Source organism: Aureisphaera galaxeae, from assembly GCF_028561275.1.
Taxonomy (GTDB): Bacteria; Bacteroidota; Bacteroidia; order Flavobacteriales; family Flavobacteriaceae; genus Aureisphaera; species Aureisphaera galaxeae.
Map to the genome: position 1 here is coordinate 496,688 of NZ_JAQQTF010000007.1, position 21,533 is coordinate 518,220.

At 42.9% G+C, this 21,533-nt stretch carries 10 protein-coding genes; 8 read left to right on the forward strand and 2 right to left on the reverse strand.

What is annotated here, in order from left to right; genetic code table 11:
• Positions 1 to 2: 2 nt before the first annotated feature.
• The 8 genes from POV27_RS15250 to POV27_RS15285 are packed head-to-tail and all read left to right on the forward strand — an operon-like array spanning position 3 to position 7,995.
• A complete protein-coding gene (locus POV27_RS15250) occupies positions 3 to 1,220 on the forward strand; it encodes an acyl-CoA dehydrogenase family protein (RefSeq protein ID WP_272863655.1) in 1,218 nt (405 codons plus the stop codon).
• A complete protein-coding gene (locus POV27_RS15255; RefSeq protein WP_272863656.1) occupies positions 1,210 to 2,700 on the forward strand; it encodes an arsenate reductase/protein-tyrosine-phosphatase family protein in 1,491 nt (496 codons plus the stop codon). Before POV27_RS15250 ends, POV27_RS15255 begins: the two co-directional genes overlap by 11 nt.
• Positions 2,697 to 3,356 (forward strand): motility associated factor glycosyltransferase family protein, encoded by a 660-nt coding sequence (locus POV27_RS15260; protein ID WP_272863657.1) that lies wholly within the window; start codon positions 2,697 to 2,699, stop codon positions 3,354 to 3,356. The genes POV27_RS15255 and POV27_RS15260 overlap by 4 nt, the downstream gene beginning before the upstream one ends.
• Positions 3,353 to 4,441: an LLM class flavin-dependent oxidoreductase gene (locus POV27_RS15265; protein WP_272863658.1), complete on the forward strand. Its 1,089-nt coding sequence runs from the start codon at positions 3,353 to 3,355 to the stop codon at positions 4,439 to 4,441. The genes POV27_RS15260 and POV27_RS15265 overlap by 4 nt, the downstream gene beginning before the upstream one ends.
• Entirely contained in the window at positions 4,438 to 5,535 is a 1,098-nt protein-coding gene (locus POV27_RS15270; RefSeq protein ID WP_272863659.1) for an LLM class flavin-dependent oxidoreductase, read from the forward strand. The genes POV27_RS15265 and POV27_RS15270 overlap by 4 nt, the downstream gene beginning before the upstream one ends.
• 21 nt (positions 5,536 to 5,556) lie before the next feature.
• Positions 5,557 to 6,534: a glycosyltransferase gene (locus POV27_RS15275; RefSeq protein WP_272863660.1), complete on the forward strand. Its 978-nt coding sequence runs from the start codon at positions 5,557 to 5,559 to the stop codon at positions 6,532 to 6,534.
• Between the two features lie 13 nt (positions 6,535 to 6,547).
• On the forward strand, positions 6,548 to 7,453 hold the full coding sequence (locus tag POV27_RS15280) for a glucosamine inositolphosphorylceramide transferase family protein (protein ID WP_272863661.1): 906 nt from the start codon (positions 6,548 to 6,550) through the stop codon (positions 7,451 to 7,453).
• Positions 7,450 to 7,995, forward strand: a complete 546-nt coding sequence (locus POV27_RS15285; RefSeq protein ID WP_272863662.1) for an NADPH-dependent FMN reductase — start codon at positions 7,450 to 7,452, stop codon at positions 7,993 to 7,995. The genes POV27_RS15280 and POV27_RS15285 overlap by 4 nt, the downstream gene beginning before the upstream one ends.
• 380 nt (positions 7,996 to 8,375) lie before the next feature.
• Here POV27_RS15285 and POV27_RS15290 read toward each other — a convergent pair whose 3' ends face one another.
• Positions 8,376 to 15,131 carry an RHS repeat domain-containing protein gene (locus POV27_RS15290; protein ID WP_272863663.1) on the reverse strand — a complete coding sequence of 2,252 codons (6,756 nt, stop codon included), beginning with the start codon at positions 15,129 to 15,131 and terminating at the stop codon, positions 8,376 to 8,378.
• 2 nt (positions 15,132 to 15,133) lie between these two features.
• Entirely contained in the window at positions 15,134 to 21,298 is a 6,165-nt protein-coding gene (locus POV27_RS15295) for a hypothetical protein (protein ID WP_272863664.1), read from the reverse strand.
• Positions 21,299 to 21,533: the final 235 nt, after the last annotated feature.

The following is a 21,533-nucleotide window of genomic DNA, read 5'->3' on the forward strand; positions in this document are numbered from 1 at the left end:
CTATGGAACAAGAAGTAAAAACACTCGTTGCAGACGAATTGCAACTACTTAAGAAACTGGCTCGGGAAGAGTTTGCCCAAAGAGCTTCCCAGTACGATGCCACCTATACTTTTCCGAAAGAGAATTTCGAAAGTCTTCATAGAGCAGGACTCATGGCGCCCACCGCTTCTAGAGAATTTGGAGGTCTGGGATTGGGAAATAACAAAGGCAACATTAGAAAGCTTTGGGCCATGACCACCGAGATTGCCAAAGCCGATATGGCTTTTGCTCGTTGTTGGGAAGGACATAATAATGCGTTAACCCTCATTGACAATTTGGGGAGCTACATTCAAAAGGAAATGTGGTTTTCCGGTGTGGTGAACGAAGGGGAAATATGGACCGTTTGGAGCGGAGAACCCTTGCTCCGTACCCCTGGGCAGAAAAGCAAAATAGGAACCTTCCTTACCAAAACCGAAAGCGGTTATATTTTAAACGGATCGAAAGTATTCTGTTCCAGTGCGCCCGGTGCCACGTGGGCCAATCTACTAGTAAATACCGAAGGTTCCGGTGGGGCCCGTCATGCCAATGGCAATGCCGGATCGGTCATCATGTTGGGCTGTAAGCTGGACGATCCCTCCATCACTTTCGATGACTCTTGGTGGAAACCTTTGGGCATGCGAGGATCGGTGAGTTATAAGGTGAATTTCGACAACACCTTTATTCCTTTAGAAAATCAGATTGGTGGACCCGGGGAATTCCTCACAGAAGATTGGCAAACTCGTTGGGTGCCCCAATATGCCGCTACCTTTTTGGGCGGGGCCGAGGCCGCTTATGACTATACCCTAAAACATGTTACCGTACAGGGAAGGGAAGATGACCCTTTCATACAGCAGCGTATTGCCAAAATGACCCTTAATATAGAATCAGCACGAATGTGGCTCGATAATGTAGCCCAATTGTGGAATGAAGGAAAAGTGGACGAAGCCAAATCGGTAGGGAATATGGTACGCTATCAGGTGGAACAATTGGCCACCCAAACGGTAGACCATGCCATTCATATCTGTGGAGCTCGCTCCCTAATAAAACCAAGCCCATTAGAGCAGATTGTACGTGATCTTACCCTTTACGTACGCCACGATAATGACGATCAGTTATTAGCCACTATCGGAAAATCCATTTTGGGGAAAGCACACGATAGGTCTTTCTATAACAACAAAAAACAAAGTAACCATGAAAAATAATACGATGAACATTTGGTATTTGGCATTGGGATATTTTGCCTTTTATGTTCCCTATAGCGGAATGACCAAATTATTGTCTAAGGGAATGTTCTCTGAAACGGGAGCTTCCATTTCCGGAGCAGAGATGCTCCCTACCGTTCTTATGGGGACGGTATTGGGCTTTGTGCTCATTCTATTGGCAACAAGATGGTGGAAATACGCTGGAAAAGTGAAGGTTTTTGGCCTCAAGATTCCATTTGCGACCCATCGCTTCACTTTCTTTTCAGGAGTGGCGACGGCAGTGATCATTGCTACGACCACCCTAGCCTATAGTTTTACAGGAATTTCCATTGTATTTGCGGCTTTACTTATGCGTGGAGGAGTTCTGCTTATGGCCCCTTTTATAGATAAGGTATACCGAAGGAAGATTCAGTGGTATTCGTGGTTGGCTTTTGGATTGACTCTCTTTTCGCTATTGATTGTCTTTTCGGAAAAGGCCGCATACAATTTGAGCATTGCAGCTGGTATCAACATTCTTGCATACCTCTCGGGTTATTTCTTCCGGCTTCAGTTCATGACCTATTCGGCCAAAACAGAAGATTCGAATTCCAATTATAAATTCTTTGTAGAAGAAATGCTATCAGCCATGCTCGTCATTTTGGTAGTGCCGGCACTGTTGGCTTTCGTTGGAACCGAAGGGTTTCTATTGAGTATTAGAAACGGATATACCCTATTCTTTACTACCGGATTGCTTCCTGTTACCATCGGAATCGGTTTGCTATATGCGGGGCTTTATATTTTCGGTTCGCGAATTTATTTGGATCAACGCGAAAATACTTTCTGCATTCCTATTAATCGAGCGATGAGTCTTCAGGCAGGAGTGGTAGCAGCTTTGATCCTAACACTTGTTTTTGAAACACCTTTTTATTCTCCCATGCAAATAACGGGAGCCATCTTTTTAATGTTGGCCATATTTGCCTTGAGTGCTCCTAAAATCATTGAATATATCCGGGGATCGGGATACGCCAGACAGCGAACTTATATGTTTGTTTGTCCAGGTAATACGGGTAGATCACCCATGGCGCAGGCTATTTGTATAGATAGAATGGTTTCCTTTTTACAGTCGGATTCCAAAAGAAATAAGTCTTCCCAGATTACGGTTTTAAGTGCCGGAATTAATACCGATGGAGGCACCCCCATTCATGAAGATGCGCAACAAGCCCTTCAACACTTGGGGATTCGTGTCATGCCGCATCATTCCCGTAAAATAAGCAACGAGGATATTAAAAAGGTAGATAGGGTATGGTGCATGACCCAAGAACACAAAGATTTAATCCTTCAAAAATTCCCAGGATCGGAATCTAAAATTCATTATTTGGATTTGGATGGTTCCCTTCCTGTTCCTCATGGGAAAGGGATTCGGGCGTATATAGAATGCGCCGAAAAGCTGGAGCAGATCATCGACAACCTTATCTATAGAAGAGAAATTCAGTTTACATGATTCCATCTATCATAAATAGCGTCATTACTATTCCGGAAATTCTTAGTTCGGGGATTACCTTCGGCCCGAAAGTATGCATAGTAGCACCAGGCCCTAATGGGGTTGCTCATTATGATGCTATTCCACAAGACTTCACGGTAATAGCTGTGAATAAAGCGATGTTGATCGATGGATTGGAACCCGATTGGTGGGTCATTGCCCATTGCGATACCCAATGGTTTAGGGAAGCCGATAGGAAGTTTAGGGGTAATCGAATATATAGGGATGTAACAGTTCCAGAGATTACGGAAACTGCATTAAAGAATTCAGAAAATCGAATTTACGAATACAAAACCGCGGAGGAATTACTTCAAGCGGATAAAGTGTTGCCCGTACAAGGCTATATCCGAAAAGGGGCTTCCGTAAGTGCTGTTTCCGTTCAATTGGCCTATAATTTGGGCGCTGCCGAAATCCTGCTTTGTGGGGTAGATATGTCGGGAAACAAGTACTGGGACAAAAGCGAAAATGAAGACCCTAATGTACTGCATTTGCATGGTGAAGTGTGGGATAGTGTTTCTCGATTTAATCCGCTGCTTCATTATATGCGCCATGAACTCGGTGTGAAAATTTCCACCCTTAGTGAAACTACGTTGAATGTACCTTTTTACAAACCATGACGAACGCCATTCCATTACGATTTCACTGGACCCTGTCACAGGCAGGGGATAACCTAAGAGCTTCTGGGAAGTTCGAAGGACTAACGGGTTTACTGGACTTTCAGGAACAGTTGAAATTATGCAAAAAAGCCGAAGAGAATGGAATTGATTCTGTCCTCATGGCGATTGGATTTACCCGTCCCGATCCGCTTATGTTGGCTACGGCTTTAGGGTTGGAAACCGAGCGCATTAAGTTCTTGGTGGCAGTTCGATCTGGACTTATAACCCCAGCTTATTTTGTACAACAAATGAATACGGCTTCCCATCTTATTGGGGATCGGTTATACATCAATGTAGTAAGCGGTCATACGCCAAGCGAGTTGCGATATTATGGGGATTTCAAGGAGAAGGAAGAGCGCAACGAACGCACCCGCGAGTTTATGGAATTGTGCCATGCCTTTTGGGAAAAAGGAAGTGGAATAGACTATAAGGGCACATATTATCAAGTAGAAAACGGAGCCATTAATACGCCTTTCAATTCTGAAAAAAGGAGACCAACGATTTACATTAGTGGAAATTCGGAACGGGCCGTGCACTTGGTTTCGGAATATGGAGATTGCCTATGGCGATTTCCGGACACTCCGGAGGTGATCGCAGAAAAGATTCAGCCTCTTGCGGCCTCTGGAAAGGGAGCCGGGCTCCTTACTTCTATAATCGCTCGTCCCACTCAGGAGGAAGCAGAACATGCGGCTCAGGAATTACTGAAAAACTTTATAAACAATAACAAAGGAGTCCATAAAAATTACGAACAGCGCTATGATTCTGAAGGATTCAGGGAAATTTTGGACAACGCCTTCAATAACGATTCCCATTGGCTTACACCCTATTTGTGGAATGGAGCGGTACCTTATTTAGGAGCGCCTTCCATAGCCTTGGTAGGTTCCTATGAAACCGTAGCCAATGCCCTCATGGAATACAAAAGAGCAGGAATTACCCAATTTCTTTTCATAGGATGGCCAGATATTGAAGAGGTAGTTCATTTCGGACAGGGCGTATTGCCTTTGGTTCGAGGAAAGGAAGTAGAACAAATGACATCTACGGTATGAAAAATTCAGTCGACAATATACAGTTTCACTGGCGTTTGATACAATCGGGCGAGGAAAACGTGATTACGGCTTCTTCTCAGAATGATGGCGGGAAGGCTGCCTTGCCCGATGTAGAGGCACAAGGCGCATTTTGCAAATTGGCCCAAGACTTAGGGATTGCTTCGGTGCTTATCGATATTAACTATGGGAAGCCCGATCCTATGTTACTTCCCTTGGCATTGGCTAAATATGCGCCCGATTTGGGATACATCATTGCCATTAGATCTGGCCTCATCTCGCCAACCCTTTTTACACAGCAGATCAATACCCTATCTACTTTGATTAGAGGGAAGATCTTCATTAACATCGTTGCGGGATATAATCCTGCCGAATTGAAAACCTATGGAGACTTTTTACCCCATGACGAACGCTATGCCCGAACAGGTGAATTCTTGGACGTTTGCACCCGTTTTTGGAACAAAAATGGGCCTGTTTCGGTAACGGGAGACTATCTACAAGTAGAAGGAGGATTATTGAATACTCCTTTTGTTTCCGAACATGGGGATCGCCCTTTCCTGTTCATTTCTGGAGGATCGCAACCTGCTATAGACCTAACCGAAGCTTATGGTGACTGCTGGATGCAGTTGGGAGAACCACCCGAAAAACTAGGTGCAAAGTTAGCCCCACTTTTGGAGCAGGGAAAAAGTGCAGGTCTTCGCTTTAGTGTGATCTGTAGGGAAACTATGGAAGAAGCATTAGCGGCTGCATTTCAGTTGAAAGAAAGCACGGCTCAAGACAAGGACCGACAAACGTCCTTAGTGCTAAAAAGTGATTCCTATTCGCTTCGCGAGAACATGTTGTTGGCAGAAGAGGACTGGCCCAGCAGTCGTGTTTGGACCGGGCTTATAAAAAGTGTGGGTCCTACGGGAATAGCGTTGGTAGGAAGTTACGAAGAGATCGCCTTGAAGATTATGGAATTCAAAAGAGCAGGAGTTACCCATTTTATCCTTTCGGGATGGCCTAAATTGGAGGAAATGAAACGATTTGGCACCCATGTAATGCCCCTTGTTCGCAACATGGAAAAAGAAGAAAAGTCCGTGGTAAGTCACGCCTAAACTCCCCCAAACTATAAACCTATGAGAATACTACTTGCTAGAGACCCTAATTATGTGCATCCGCAAACACATGGAGCAGGGAAAAACCCAACAAAGGTACCTTCCGGGGCCTCCAATTTTCAGCACGACATGCTTGCTAAAGGCTTGGCCGAAAACGGACATGAAGTGTTCTTTTATGTGCAGAACGAAGAAGAGATGGCGCATCTTTCTGGAGTGACCTTTGTGGATTCATTGATCGAGGATGTCGACATCGTACATCTAAAGGCAATAGGAGATCCCAATATCATTAGGCATTATCAATCTAAAAATATTCCGATACTTTCTACCAATCATGGCAACCGACCCGATGTAAAGCCCCTTTGTAAATGGGTCTATGTTTCGAAAACCCAGGCCTTGGCTCATCATTCTGATACCTATGTATGGAATGCAATGGATCCCAAGGATTTTATTTTTTCCGAAAAGAAACAGGATTATTTTCTGTTCATGGCCAATGCGCGGTACCATCGTGGAAAAGGACTGGACATTGCCCTTCGGCTTTCTAAGGATTTGGGTTTCAAGCTGGTCGTAGCGGGATCGAGTCCGTATCAGAAGGATATCGAGTATGTAGAGGCACAATGTCGGGAATATAATGCCGATTACCTAGGGGATGTTAGGGGAATGGAAAAAGCCGAGCTCATTACGGGTGCTAAGGCTCTCATTTCACCTTCGCGATTTGCAGAAACCTTTGGAATGACTATAGTGGAAGCCCTGTTCTCGGGAACACCGGTTATTTGCAGTGGTAACGGAGCGTACAGTGAAATCATGTCCGAAACGGTGGGATTCGTTTGCAACAGCGAAGCAGATTATCATCATGCGGTAACGGTTATAGATAGTATCGATCCTAAGGTTTGTCGCGCCTATGCTATGGACCACTTTCACTACCGAACCATGGCTAAAAATTATGTGGCTATCTATGAAGAAATGATTTCAACCCAACAACCTTTGGAGCTTAGTATATAGGCTTCAGTAATCTATGAAAACAAAAGATCCCCATGACGAAAAATGGTCGATAAAGATCTATTCTGGGAGTTCTCCCTTGCAGTTGTTTCCCGAGGAGAACAATGCACTTGCCCATATTACCCGTAAGGACGTCACCGATATCAAAGCCGCTTTTGTGGCCGACCCTTTTATGCTATGCACTAATGACATTTGGTATCTCTTCATGGAGATTTTAAATGCTGAAACAGGATTGGGTGAAATAGGTCTAATGACGAGTTTGGATGGTGCTCTTTGGAACTATGGACAAGTGGTACTGAAAGAAGATTACCATTTATCCTACCCTTTTGTTTTTGAACATGAAGGCCAATACTATATGATCCCTGAAACGTTGGATGCAGGCTCCATCCGACTGTACAGGGCCATTAATTTTCCGAATAAATGGGAGTTTCAAACCGATTTAGTACAAGGTGCATTTGCAGACCCTACGCTATTTTGGAATGATGGTATATGGTGGCTCTTTGCTTGCGAAAGGACTTCCAAAAGTGGGACTCTATGTCTTTTTTATTCAGATAGGTTAGAAGGACCTTATATCCCACATCCGCAAAGCCCGATTGTGAAGGAGGATCGTAGAAAGGCACGGCCTGCAGGTCGAATTCTGGTGTTAGAAGATAAAATCATACGCGTATGTCAAGATTGTTATCCTCGCTATGGATCGGCCGTAAGGGCTTTCCAGATTACCCAATTATCGACCACAACATATGAGGAGCAGGAATTGATAGAAAGTCCTATCTTGAAAGCCTCGGAAGCGCCAAAACAGTGGAATACACGAGGGATGCATCATATAGATGCTTTTAAGATAAATGAGAACCATTGGTTGGCCTGTGTGGATGGATGTTATAGCGAAGCGCGCATTTTAGAACCTAAAAAATTGACTACATGAAAAAAGTAATCGTACTATCGGGGTCCATACGTGAGGGTAGAAAAAGCCATTTCGTAGCTCAATATGTTTCCCAAGCCATTGCATCCCATGAAGGGATTGAGGTTACATTGCTCGATTTAAAAGAATACTCACTACCTGTGATGGACGTACGAATGAATGCGTTGGATGCTGTGCCGGAAGGATTACAGGAGTTCAGTAACAAACTAGCTGAGGCGGACGGGATTGTCTTTGTAAGCCCGGAATACAAGAATGGAATCCCGGGAGCTTTAAAGAATGCCTTGGATTATTTGAATCCGCAGATCTTGAAACGGATTCCTTTTGGGGTAGTCACGGTGTCTTCGGGAGGCTTTGGAGGGCTTTTATGCCTCTCTCAACTACGAACGGTAGGTTTGGCTTTGGGTGGCATTGCCATTCCCGATAAATTATGTGTGTCTAAAGTAAACGAACTGTTTTCGGAAGAGGGTGCCTTATTGGATGAAAGCCTTCAAACGAAGATTGACGATTTTTCTAATGCACTTTTGTGGTATGTGGGGAGGTTTTAGATGTAGGTATTTGTTTTGGCAATTGAATTGATGCATTTCTTCGGAACACTCAACACTTTGTAATTTACAACATTGCTAGGCTGAACTTAATTCAACATCTGCACCCTCTTTTTGATGCGTCAATCATTTGCACCTATTTGACTTTACAGAAATGCGTATCATAAGGACAGCCCAAACTATACTAGTTGACCTTAGCTTTCGTGAAGATGGAGATGTACACCAGTGGGAGCAAACGAAAATTGCTCTACAAAGTATTCATGTGTTAAAAATTGTTCTAAAAAATTAAATTTATCATTAGGTTAAATTAACAAACAGGTATGCATTGTTATCATATTGTTGTTACTTCTTGTTTGCAGCTAGCGGTTAATGGCTAACATAAATTATTGTTTAATTACTTTTTTAAGTCCCTTTCTAATTTTTTTGCGAATATCCTGCTTTACAATACCCTTAGCATTCGGGTCTTCCGTTCCTTCATCTAGTAATTGCTTGTTTACCAATATCTTTTTATTCCTTGAATCGGATTGATCAAGGACAACAGATTGTGCTTCACCTATACGGGCAGGTTCAGTAACACTACTTCCGTTTGGGTCGACTTCTACAAATCTTTGTCTAGCATCGTCAAATATATACCCATCATCTCCATGAAGTTTTAGAGGCGTTTTTGGTCGTGGCGGTGGTGCTGAAGGGTCCGGTACAACTTCTAAGACAACATTAAATTTTGATTCAGTGATTGTAACATCATTTTCTGTATCCAAAATTTTTAGTATTAGCTGTGCTTTTTCTCTTTTTCCAGCATTTTTAGAATTAATGTTTCGATCAGCATATCTGGCTGCTTTTTTTGCTCCACTATTAGATTTAAACTCTACTTCATTAGCCTTATTTACTCTAATAGCAGTCTTTTTTCTATCTCCTAATTTTCTTTGGATAATGTTTTTTACTGTCCTCGTATAAGATTTATCTGAAAATATAATTTTAATTCTTTCTCCATCAGGGTCAATAGCTATAATAGGCATATTTCCAACAAAATTGAACGGTGATAATCCCTTATATTTTTCGAGTAAAGGGTCGACACTTATCCACCTTCCAAGATGAGGATTATAAATCCTTGCTCCAAAATCATAACTGCTACCTTCAATGTTTTTGATTTCATTGTCTTTCCCCATCCCATTAAACCCATACCGATACCCATCCGTAAGCTGTCGTCCATACAATCCGGCCCCAAACGGATAGTAATCACTAGCACTCGTCACCTTAGCCCAATAGGTATCTACATCGCCATCGTTATCATCATCTTTCCCAATTTTAAGATCACTTACCGTGACCAATACATTGCCCAAATGATTGCCAATTTCGTACTGCTTAAAGTCATTTGTGAAATTGTGGTTGGTTACCGGCTCGGCAGTCGTTGGAAAAGTGGGGATTTGGGCAATGGGTGCCCCTGTAGGGCGTTCTTGCGCCCATTGATAACCGTTGAGTAAATATCCTTTAGGTTCCAAGATTTGGCTATAGGCACTAAAAGTATCGATCCCCAAACGGCTGCTGCCATAGAGGTGTTGTTCTTTCTTTGCTATCACATCTTTACCCGTATACGGCTGCACATGTGGAGTGGATACAGGCGTATTTGAGGTTCCATTATAGATGGCGAGCACATTACCACTGGCATCCCTGATATAATAGGTGGTCGTTCGATCTCCCTGTTTGTCAACAATTTTTGCACTCCTATTCCCAGTCCCGTCATAGGTAAAGCTAATGATATCTATATGATCTGGATGATTGCCATCGAAGGTGATCTTTTCTACCTTCCCGCTCACCGTCCAGTCAATCTTTTTGATGTGTGCTTGCTCGTCCTTGGTCAATTGGCCTATTCCGTCATATTCGAAGTTCCCCGGGTTTTGGTTGTCTAAATCATTTTCCTGCTGAAACCCTTCAACATCCTTTATATACTGCAATCGGTTGTTTATTTTGCCTTGTATATTTTCATTGTATTCATAGGAAAAATCATCTATTGGTTGTCCTAGGGATCCGTTCCGCTTCAGGGTTTCGAGATTACCCAGCTTATCATAACTGTAGGAAGAATGATACCTGCTATTAGTCGTCTTCTCTAACTTTTCGGAATTATTGGGTTCATAACTAGTAGCCTGTTTAATACGGTTGAGCTGGTCATACTGGTAGGCCATGGTCTGTAGGGCCGTGTTTACCCCTTGGGTGTTATCAGGTGTAATGGGAATGTCCGTTGTCATAGAGGTAATATTGCCATTGTATAGGCCCGTGGCAAGGACATCACCGTTCAGGGACATCTTGGAGAGGTCGGCATTGGTATTTACCCCCATAGGTACGGCTCCAATGGGTTTGTAATCGCCTGTATGATATTTTAGATTAAAGGCGACGGTATCCCGGGCATTCCACCTACGGGAAGCTAAATAACCATCCTTACCTGGATCGTTTTGGTTTTTTATTTCAGGCGTGTTCATCCCTTTTAGCCAGCCTTGTAAAGTATAATAGTAATCTAAGTTTTGCACCTTGTCATTGCCTAGCTCCACTCGTGCCAAGGGGCCATTATCGTAATAGATATATTCGGCGTCGGCACTAAAGATCTCTCCGTCACGGGATGATTTTGCTGTTGTGAGTCGGTTGTCGGCATCATAATCGTATTGGTAGTAATAGGAGTCTTCTTCCCCTTCTTGATAGGTCAACGAATTGACATTCCCTGAGAGTTGATCGAAATCGTATTCCATGTATTTGGACGGCAATGGGCCATTCTTCTGTTCCATTTTTTGCACGTTGCCGCGTTCGTCGTATTCGTAATAGGTAGCCACACTCTGATAGCCTTCCAAAGGCTCCGTAATAATGCCAGAAACCCGATTTCGCAAGTTCGTATTCCGTAAATGACCGCCGGGAGCGGGTGCATCGTAGTAGGTTTTTACCAGTTCCTGTTTGTGGGGAAGGGTGCTGGACGCAAATGTGCCATCTACTGGGAAGTTGCGATCATTAATTTCACTATGAGTGAGCGTTGGCCAAGAGCCATATTGACCCACCTCAACAATGCGGTTTTGGTCATCGTATTTGGTATAACTCCATTGGTTAGAAATGACCTGCTCGGCATTTTGAGAGAATCGTAACATCCCCTTATCGTCATATTTAAAAATGGTTTGTCCACCATCGGGGTTTTCCTGCTCTGTGATCTGATTTAAGGAATTGAATTGATATACCGATCGCAATTGCTCATTATGAAGCGGATCTATCCCCGTGTAGCGCCCATCTGCAGTGTAATCTATAATAGGGTCAATGTCGTTTTTAGGATGTACGGCTTCGGGTGGTAGCGTTGAGATTAAGTTGCCAGCGGTGTCATAATAGTAGAGCGTATAATGATATTCTAGGAGATCATATTCTAAAAGCAGGGTTTCCGAAAATGGGTCCTTCAGACAAGAAATATCCGCTTCATAAAATTCAGAGATCAGTTGGTTCACCTGATTTTCCCAATCTTTAAGGGCATCTTCTCGGGCTTGGGCAATTAAAAGACTCTCACAAGGATCATCTTTAGGATCGATAAGATCTTCCAGGGAGAGATCTGGGTAGCAGATTTCGGTAATAATGGGAGGTTGGTTCCTTATTGGGTCAAAATTTGGATTAGTATAACTACATTTCATAAACAAATATGCAGTTGTACTATAGCAATAAACATCTGTAAATTCCACTTTTGTTTGGTAATAGGTCCAAGGAGCCATAAGTGCTGAATTTCCCGGATAATTAGGCGCGGATGTCAACAGGGTGATTTCAGAGATGTCATTTGTAATTATGGCGTTTCCAAATGCATCGAATAAACCCATTTCACATCTACTGCCGTCTGGGAAAATAATTCCCATATAACCGCTACCATTGTTATCACCCCATTGAAGTTCTGCGTTTCCCGGACCCAATTCGTCCTTGAAGCAATAATCATTAATAGTAATTGGTTGGGTGAAAGGCTTTAGTCCGGAATTGCTAATATAGGGGTCACAAGGTGAAAAAGCATGAAGGTTTAAATCATCCATAATCTCGATAAAACAATCGCTATCCAATGGAGGCCCAGGGGTTGTATAGGTTTCACATATCGAAGGAATCACTAAAGCTTGGTGTACTAAAGTATCACAGTCGGCATCGAAATAGGACCGGACACTTTGCAGGTTGGGGTGGTTGTCCCAGTCGCTCTGTAATATATACCCGTATGGTTGGTTGTTGTCACATTTATCATGACAAAATATCTTGAGTTCGCTTTCAATATCGATCCTTTCCGCCTCGGTCAAATTGGGACAGGCTATTTCGATTTCCCGTATCCAGTATTCCAAATTATCCTCACAGATTGCATTGCAGTCGATATAGGTACTTTGCTGTTGATTGATCCAATTAAGCAGGTCGTTTTGACTGTTGATATTGTCAAAAGCATTTTGCTTTTTAACAATTGCATTGGGGTCGGTAGAATATCCACAGATGGGGGCACAATTTTCATTTTGTGCTTCAATTAACTGCCGCTTTTTGTTCATGTACTCCCCTCGAAACACAAACCACTTGATCTCCGCTATCGTTGCACTGGTTCCCGGACTATTGGCCAAAGTATGATGGGCTATGGCATTGGCATAGTTGGCCAAACCGATATAGTTTGTGCCGTTGAATGGGAAAAGGTTTGTGTTCACAAAGCTATCCAATTGTTGACCATAATTACTACATCCATTTAGTAAAGCAACTGCTGGATCACTTCCTAAAGGTGTAGTAAAGTTGGTGGTGAACGCATTGCCATTAACATCAGCAGCTTCTGTCCAATCCAGCATGGTGGCCATTTTTATATCGAAAGTTCTAGAGGCAGACCAATCTGAGCATTTTTCAAGATGACATTTTTCAGGATGATTATCTAGCAACCAGGCATCACTTCGTCCGGCGTAAGCAGGAATATAACGAGCTCCACCCGGTTTCATCTGTTGCAACATACGAAGTCTTAGGTAATCGCACTCCCGGTCTGCCGCTTGTTCAATGATCTCCTTCATTACATCCGGATCGCTCTGGGGTTCGCAGGGAGAAAGGTCCACGTCGTCGATGTATCTATTGATAATCTCAGTGGTATCGGGAATGGCTCCTGCTTTTTCTAATAGCTTGAACACATCATCGGCAGAAGGTAAAATGACTTCCAGCGTCTTGTTGATGGTATACTCGCCAACATCGGCCAATTTAAGTTCAATGTCAAGATCAAAAAGTTGATAGGGCGAAGTACAATCGAAGGTATTTCCTTCAATGATGGTTTCAAGAATAATACCCTGAGATACCGTTTGGAAGGTTACTGGACTATTTTGCCCCAGGATGGTTACGGGAGCGGCACTACTACAATCACTACCCCGAACTTCAATCCGTAGACGGTACTTGCATTCCAAACAGACATTAAAGGGATTGCCCAATTGATTGGTAATCCCCTGTAGATCATAGTTGATGGTAATAGGGCTATTCGGTACCGTATTAAAATAGGTAAACTGAGTTTTGCTGGTCCCGTTAGGGATGTCGATTACATTATTCCCCATCAAATTCGTGGTAAGTTTTTCCCCGTCTGCGTAATCCAAAGGCTGAACGTATTTCGGAGGAACTCCGGCGAGTGCTGTTGCAATGGTTTTACCCGCCATATCGAGGTAGGTGGTGGATACCTGGCCGTTAGGGTCTACCACATGCTGTTTTTGATAGTGTTTGGCAAGCCCTATCTGCTTTCCGAACAATCTGTTCAGTTCCATAGAAGAAGCGGAACTGTAAAAATATTGGGTCTCGTGGTTGGATCCGATCTGGTATTTTGGACCCGGACCGCCCCGTCTTGAAATTCGACCTTTACTGTCGAAATGGGTTTGTGTAAAAGGAAAACCTTCGGCATCAGGAATATAGTCTCTGTGAATGCTGTTGCTTCCATTGTTGGGGGAGTAGTACTGTGACGCTCCAAAAGAGGGTGAAGCTTGGGATGCAATCTGATCGATCCCAGCAAAGTCGGCTTTCAAATACTCCCCGCCCGTTGCATTCCTATGGAGAAGAGGCTTGTACCTTAGAGAAGGCGAAGGCCAAGGCACGGGTAAAAATTGCAAGGAGGCTGTGCCTTCATAATCATATTTGGGTTCTGATATGAGTATTTTATTTTGTGTGTTTAGATTGGTGACCGTTTGCCGTAGTCGTCCCGATCCATCGGTATAATTTCCCACCGTTTTTTGATTCCCTCCTTCAATGTACGTAGAAGTAAACTGCCAGTTCTTGTTCTTTTCATATCCATTGGCAATGGTATAATACTCATAGGTCCATTCCCCTTCCCGACGCAGCCGTTCTTGCGGCATTTTCTCAGGATAAAAGTCTACGGGGCGCACCTTTACAAATAACCAACCCTCTGGATAGGTTAAATCTATCTCATGTCTGTTATTTGTAGTAGTTATGAGCACTCCCTGCCCCCTCAACGGATCGAATAAGGGATGTTGATTCCAATAATTTTTGTCAATCGAAGCCCACGAAGAGGAAGGTACAGATCGTTTATCCACAAAATGCCATTCCACATTATATTCCTGAGCACAATCTACCCAAGGCCACTTTACTTCCAGCTTTTCTGAAGCCTGAATGGGAGTTAAGTTAATGCTCGCGACCGATGGCGTACTCATACTACAAAATCGCTCCCCTTCGATCTCCACCTGTAATTCGATATCATCTGGAACTGGGATGCCTGCAGTTAGTGGGGTAACGGCCAGTATTTTAATTTCGGAAACCGGTCCAGCTTCGGGATGTACTTTCAATGCCTCATAAGAATATTCACCGTTGTAGTTAAAATGTACGGTAAGGGAATGATCGGTTCCCGGGAAATTGGCGCCACTTAAGATCCTGTAGTCCACTTTGTAACTCCATCCGTTGGAGCCTGTGGGGGCTACATCGCTCTGTTGATCCCGAGTATAAAGCAATCTCAGTTTTAATGCTCGTATAATGGTTTCTTCCAGGGCAGTGGTTGGCCCCGGATATACTGGATCCTGAATGGTGATAAGAGGTAAGCTGGATAAATTTGATTTAGAATAGCTCGAGATATGCGTGTATTGATTCACACATCCAGATAAACATAAAGCCATCGCCCAAACCAGTAAATATGTAAGATGATTTTTCATACCTAGTGATTTTTGGTTTGAAAGCTACTAGCAGATTGTATGGTCTTCACTCCATCGCTCGTTTCAACTTTCGTTGAAAAAAGTTGGCCGTATTCGTTGTATATGTACTGGGTAACGTAATTATTTTCATCGAGTTTAGCCAGCAATCTATAGTTGTCTATGTCATATACAAAGGTGTTCATATTGGCATCCACGGGATGAATCCTGAGATCATCAAAATAGGAAGTGGTATTACCCGTAGGATTTTGGACTGGGGTATAGGCGTAGAATGTGATCGCAATACCCGTTGTGTTTTGCGGGATCGTAAAGGAGCGCTCGATCTTTTGAAAGCCCTCAATCTTTTTGCCCACAGGAAACGCCAGTGCCTGCTGGTTGGCGCCTAAAAAATCGATCTTTATAAAGGCCCCTTTGTTTGCCTGATAATAGGTAAAGCGTTCGCGTGAAGCATCAGATTTTATCCAGCAGGAAATCATGTATTCTTTTCCGGGAACAGGCAATAGTTCATCTGAAGGAATGATCATAGAACGTGGACCATTTTGCATGATTTCCAAACTAGATTTTCCTGAATGTGATTCTTCTTCACTTATGGGAAGAACTGACGGCAACTCATTTCGCACCTCGAAATTTTCGGAATACGACTCCAAGTAGGAAGCGTTATAGGCAATGGCCGTTTGTTTCATTCCGGCATACCGATATTGCGCAGACGAATATTTATCGAATACATCTTTTTCTTCAATAGGATTGCTATACCTATCGAATCGTGTTATTTCGGAAGTACGCTTCCAATCGGGATTACATGCAATAAACTTTTCAGATAGTGCCGCATTAAACATGGGAACGTCATTCATGAGTCCCTGGTTCTGTAATCCGAGAATACCCTGCCCAGTACCAAGGTTTGTATAGGTTCTGTAAGCCATATACCTATAGTTGCGATGACTTCGCCAAATCCCTTGATCGCCTGTATAATACCTGCTGGGTTTTAATGGATTTACCAATCCGTTTATTTCCAAAGGAGGATTCGGTAATGGACAATTTAAGCATGGATCTACCAAATCCCAGCGGGTGTCTAGAGGCAAAGCATACTCTGTAAAGGTATTTCCTTGCAGGCTTACTACTTCACCAAGATGAGCGACGGAGTAATATATGCTACAAGCATGTACGGGACCAATTTCGCTGGGTGCACCGCAGGGGCATTCCGCATACGAGCATGTAGACACCGTCCTATTAACGGTAGGATCTTTCTTTGTTTGATAGGTAGCAGTGGTTGCCCCAAGATGATTTCTTCGTCCGGATCTCGATAATAGAAATGTCCAATCAGACTGCGGGTTAATAGTAGGGTTATCGGGAAAGTAAATATCTATTTGATTTTTATCACAATTGGGAACATAATACCCTTTATATGGGGTAGAAACACCACTTTCATAACAAATGAATTCGTCTCCCCCTCTAAGAAGGCCTTTTACCGATCCGCTTGTATTGCCTAAATCGAACGTATAGACATATTCACCTAAAAACGATTTCGTATTGTCATGTGCCACTTCCAGTTGTACTCGTGTAGTCAACGATGCATTCCCCATGCCGTCATAGGTCCATCTTGCAGGAAGATTGTATTGATAGCGTGCTTCGTCATACGCATCATTCACCTTGGTCAATAGCGGTTCTGCCGTATATTCATCGAAGGCCAAATTTTCTGTTTTTACATACGAATTATTATCCAGCGCTTCGATACTGGTGAGAATCCCTTGTCGGGAAATAATCTTATTTAGAACAGCCGTCCGTATCTCCGATTTATTATACATCACTGTAGGCCAGGGCGTGACCACCGGGAAAAGACCAAAGGCATCAAGATTACCGTGAATACCATATTGTTCACTTTTGGTTTGGGTCCTATTCATATCGGAAAACAGCTCATAATCAACCCCAATTAATTTGTTCGTCTTTTCCGCCAATTGGGCACTGAAAGCGGTTGGGTCATCTAGTATTACAGGGGCAACATTGTCCAGGACTTTGATCGTTTTACTTGTGTGCTTTGCTTGATCCCAAACACTTTTGTGCTTAAATGCATAGTTATATTTTACATAACTCGAGGGTTCCTTTTCTAGTAAACAGTTACTGTAACTCTTGTAGTGGGCGATCTTCTTTAATACTCCGTGCATATTGTTGGTTTGCACACAATATCCCTGGCTAAAACCGATTTTGCGTATTTCCAGATTACCAATAAGCGGTACGGGCGTAAGGATAGGAAAGGGGCGCCATCGCTCAATGGACGTCTCTTCGCTAAAGAAGGGGAAATCCTTAGTGGTAAAGAATTCATGAACTGCATAACCCGTTTTAGATTGCCCGCGATGTGTAGCTAGGGTTTTCACCGTCACTTGGCTGTGACCAATGGTATTTCCCGGGAAATATCCCATATTGATGGGATACTCGAAGGACATGCGATTGGCCGTATGCAAAAATCGTTTGAGTGCCGAGTACTTCGTGGTATATAAGTTATTCTCAACGCGCATAGGCAATGGTTCGTTGGCTGCCACGCCTGCACTTCTAATGATATTTTCCTTTTCGTCTCGTTTATAGTAATCGTAGACAGTACCAATCTCGGCTGTTGTTTCGCCGCTGAGGGTGTTCCAATTATCTGAAACTACTACCGAAACTACTCGTGCTCCTCCACCGGTTTTGACCCAGTCGGGAGTATTTAAGGAAACATAGGAATAGTTTAGATCGATAACATTTCCCCATCCCTTTTCTTCACATTTCGAGTAATAACTTCTAAAAAATGAGAAGATATTGGGCAATCTGGTAACAATGCTATTCACAACATTTAAAATATCATTCGATTGTCCCGAATAAGTCGTGGACATGGTATTGGATTGCGGAAAAAGAGGGAGCTGCGCCAGTTCATTTCTTCGCAATTGATAGACGGCAAAACTAAAGGGATGGTACTCCATTTCATCACCACCAACTTTTGGATATGCCAATGTAATATATCCCAAATCATAGTTGGATGATCCTTGGGATTTTGCAAGTCCGCAAATTGGCTCGCCAGAGGAATCCTTTTCAATGGACGCATATCCAGTAACAAAATCATTTAATTCGCTGGCAACTCGCGTGTCACTCAGACTCATAAAGGTTTTAAAATGCACTTGTTTTTGCCCCTCGTTATCCATATTCAAATCGGAGAGATACTTGGATTTAAATTTTTGTACATCATTAGTATTGAAGGGCTCTTCCAGTTTAAAATATACGGTTCTTTTATGCTTGTCTATTTTTTCATTTGGTGATATCTGAGGTGAAAGGGTTTCATCTACACTGAATATTTTAAATAGTTGAGAGGCCCTGCGATCGTGGACATAAGCATAATCTTTTGGTTCATAGTCTATTTTTATTTTCCCGCTATTAGGTGTCGTGATTTCTCTCATCATCCAAGCGGATGCATCATTCTTTTTGTCAATAGGGATGTTATTGACATCATATTGCTGCACTACTGGGAATTCTACCAATTCCTTATAATTTCCTCCCATCTTAAAGTTGCCCCAACCATCTTTGTGCCTAACGTCATAGTTGTATCGAGAAGAGTTGTTATAAGAAAATAGATAAGAATTGTCTTCTCCCCGTTTATTGTTTTTGTAGGTGAACCAGATTTTTTTCAAAGTTAGTTTACCCGTGTTCTGTAGGTCCGGATTTTCATTATTGGGGACATTCTTACATAGGATATAGTCGTATTCAAAATGAATGGTTTTCTCTGGCATACTCAGGCAAGGGGAAGTTTCGGAGGCGTTTGATTCGTCACCGTGACCAGGCCGGACTATTGTATTTATAGGATCGCTGCCTTCGCATATTAAGAGTTTGGAGAATATTTGAATGCTATCGAGTTTGGACGAATAGGCCTCGTTTTTGGACGGGCCAAAATTATGCTCTCCAGAAACCCCTCTAGCATCGTGTCGGTCTGTGGTATGGAAAACCGCAGTATGGGATCTTGTCTCGGCACTCACTAGTATAAAAGTATCTCGCTCCCCGTAGCTATAGCTTGCCATATCATCATCCATGGGCAAATCCACATGATGCCCAGCCGAATAGTAGGCACCGGAATGCGGGGTTCTCCATTTGTATCCCGATAAGCCATTAGAGTTACTTGCCGAATGTTTTTGCTCATAGTTAAACTTTACCCAGTACCCTTTGTCTCCATTCGAGGGCCCTGGAATATCATCCGAATCCACATAATCCGCACCCAAAACACAGGTAAGTAAATAGGTATAGGCATAGGGAGATTTTTCGGTGCGGCTGAAATAGTCCTGAGAATTCGTTCTGATACCCTCCGAGGCTTTCTTTTCGTCGGGATGCCCATCTGCGTTTAAGGGATAATTGACTAAAATTTGTGGCAAGGTAGTATCTCTTTTGACGCTGAATTGCTGTTCAATATGTTTATGGTTGTAGACCGGAAGCCCGAAGATATTCCGGGTTCCGTCTTCCGAAAGTATCTCGAATCCGCCTATGTGATGGCCCTTGTAAACCGATTTCTGAGTAAACCTTATGTCATTCGCCCCATTGTCCAAATAAGCAAATTCCGGAAGCACTACGGTCGTTCTATTTCCTAAAAGTTCTGAGTTGGTGAAATAATTGATATTGGATTTTCGAGGAGTTCTAAGCGGATTTCGAAACGACTCAATTGAGGAGGGTGAGCCGTCTTTATTAGTGGTTTGATTTTGGGCAACTCCAAGTGGACCCAAGTTTATTTTAGTAGGAGACTCTCCACCTATATCATTGAGAATATCAACACGTTGAACGGATTTTTCATGGACGTATTTAAAAAATACATTCTCTTTTAATTGTCCAGGAATGTTTTGCTCGAAATTATTATTGTCGTCAAATGAATTGTCTTCGAGCCATTGTCCAGTTTCAAAACTGGACATGTCAAAGGATAAATTGGTTCCGGCACCACTGGGAGGAGTCGCATCGATCCCAATATTTTCTCCAGTAACTCCAAAATTGTCCACATGGGGATCAGAATATACGCCTACATTATTACTAAAGGGTCGAAAAGTACCAGACGTGAAAGCTGTGCTTACTTGATAGAAATCGTTCGTGGCCTTCGGAACGGGTAGATTTTGAGAGCTTTTATTCAGAATGGAAACACCCTGACGGTTAAAGTCCATGACATCTTCATTGTTCGCGTGATGGGAGTATAGATACCCTTTGGCGTTTACCCGATCATCAGTATCAAGAACCTGTTCATGGTAGGAGCCATTGGTGATAAGATCTCCCTTCATGCCCCAAAAATCAATCCCAAACTTGAACTTATATGAAAACCCAAAGCTTTCATAGGCGTTCTTTTTAAACGGGGTGTAATTGACCGGGTTAAAAGAGAAGTTGGAAGATCCTACACCCGTACGCGAGCTATTCCCATCGGCATCTTGTCGCTCTACAGAATAGCTCAGCCCAAGGTTGTTAATTCCGTAGTTCGAATTTAAACTCAGCCCCAAGGAGTAGCGCCCGTAGGCGTTCTTTTTATATTTGTCGTCGATATTCAAGGAGGGGCTTATCGACAAACCATTCTTCGGACTAAAACTGATCCCGGTATCAAAACCTGGCTTGCCCTGTTTAGCAAAAGATAAATTCGCTCCAACACTTAGATCGAAACCGGTATAATTGCTATAACTAATGTTAAGACTTGCTCCTTGAAGGGGTCCAGTTTTTTTGCTGAATTCTTTAAAGGCGGCACCAAATATTTCGGCATCTGGGGATAGTTCGATCGTCGTGGTTTGTTGCGGCTTCATGCGATTTACATAGCGAATATTGTCGGTAACCGACCAGTCATCTGGAATTCCTTGCACTGATCTACTAATCGCTCCTGGGTTCATTGACCACCCTAGACCTACCCAACTGGCCTCCTTGTCCATATTCACATCGGAGTTATAATTAGCGGTAAACGGATAAACTCCGTTAGGTCCAGGCAATTCGAATAATGGCACGCTGTATTTGAAGTCCCCTGTAAAGAGGTCTACCATATCGTCAGATCCTAAAGGGCTACTAGGGGCCGTCGTTGGATCGGCGGGGCCAGAAGTGAGTGCGAATGAAGATGTTGGAGCAAAAAGGGAAAAGAGGAAAGTACATAGTAAGAATGTGGCAATTTCCCTTTTGTGTCGATGGGGGAATTCAAATGGATTTTTCATCTTGTGCTGTATTCTGAAGAAGAACCCTACCCGGGGATACAATTGCCTTGTGTATAATAGTATTCTATTTCAATTCATATAATGTTGATTTAATGTTTGTGAAGTTATTTCTAATGTTTTGATATTTAAGTAGGTAAAAGACCCATATTGAAATAAGAAAAACCCTACCAAGGGCGATGATAAGAATGAAAAGTACTTTTCGATTCTCTTTTGGGTTCAAAGAATAAAGTACAAA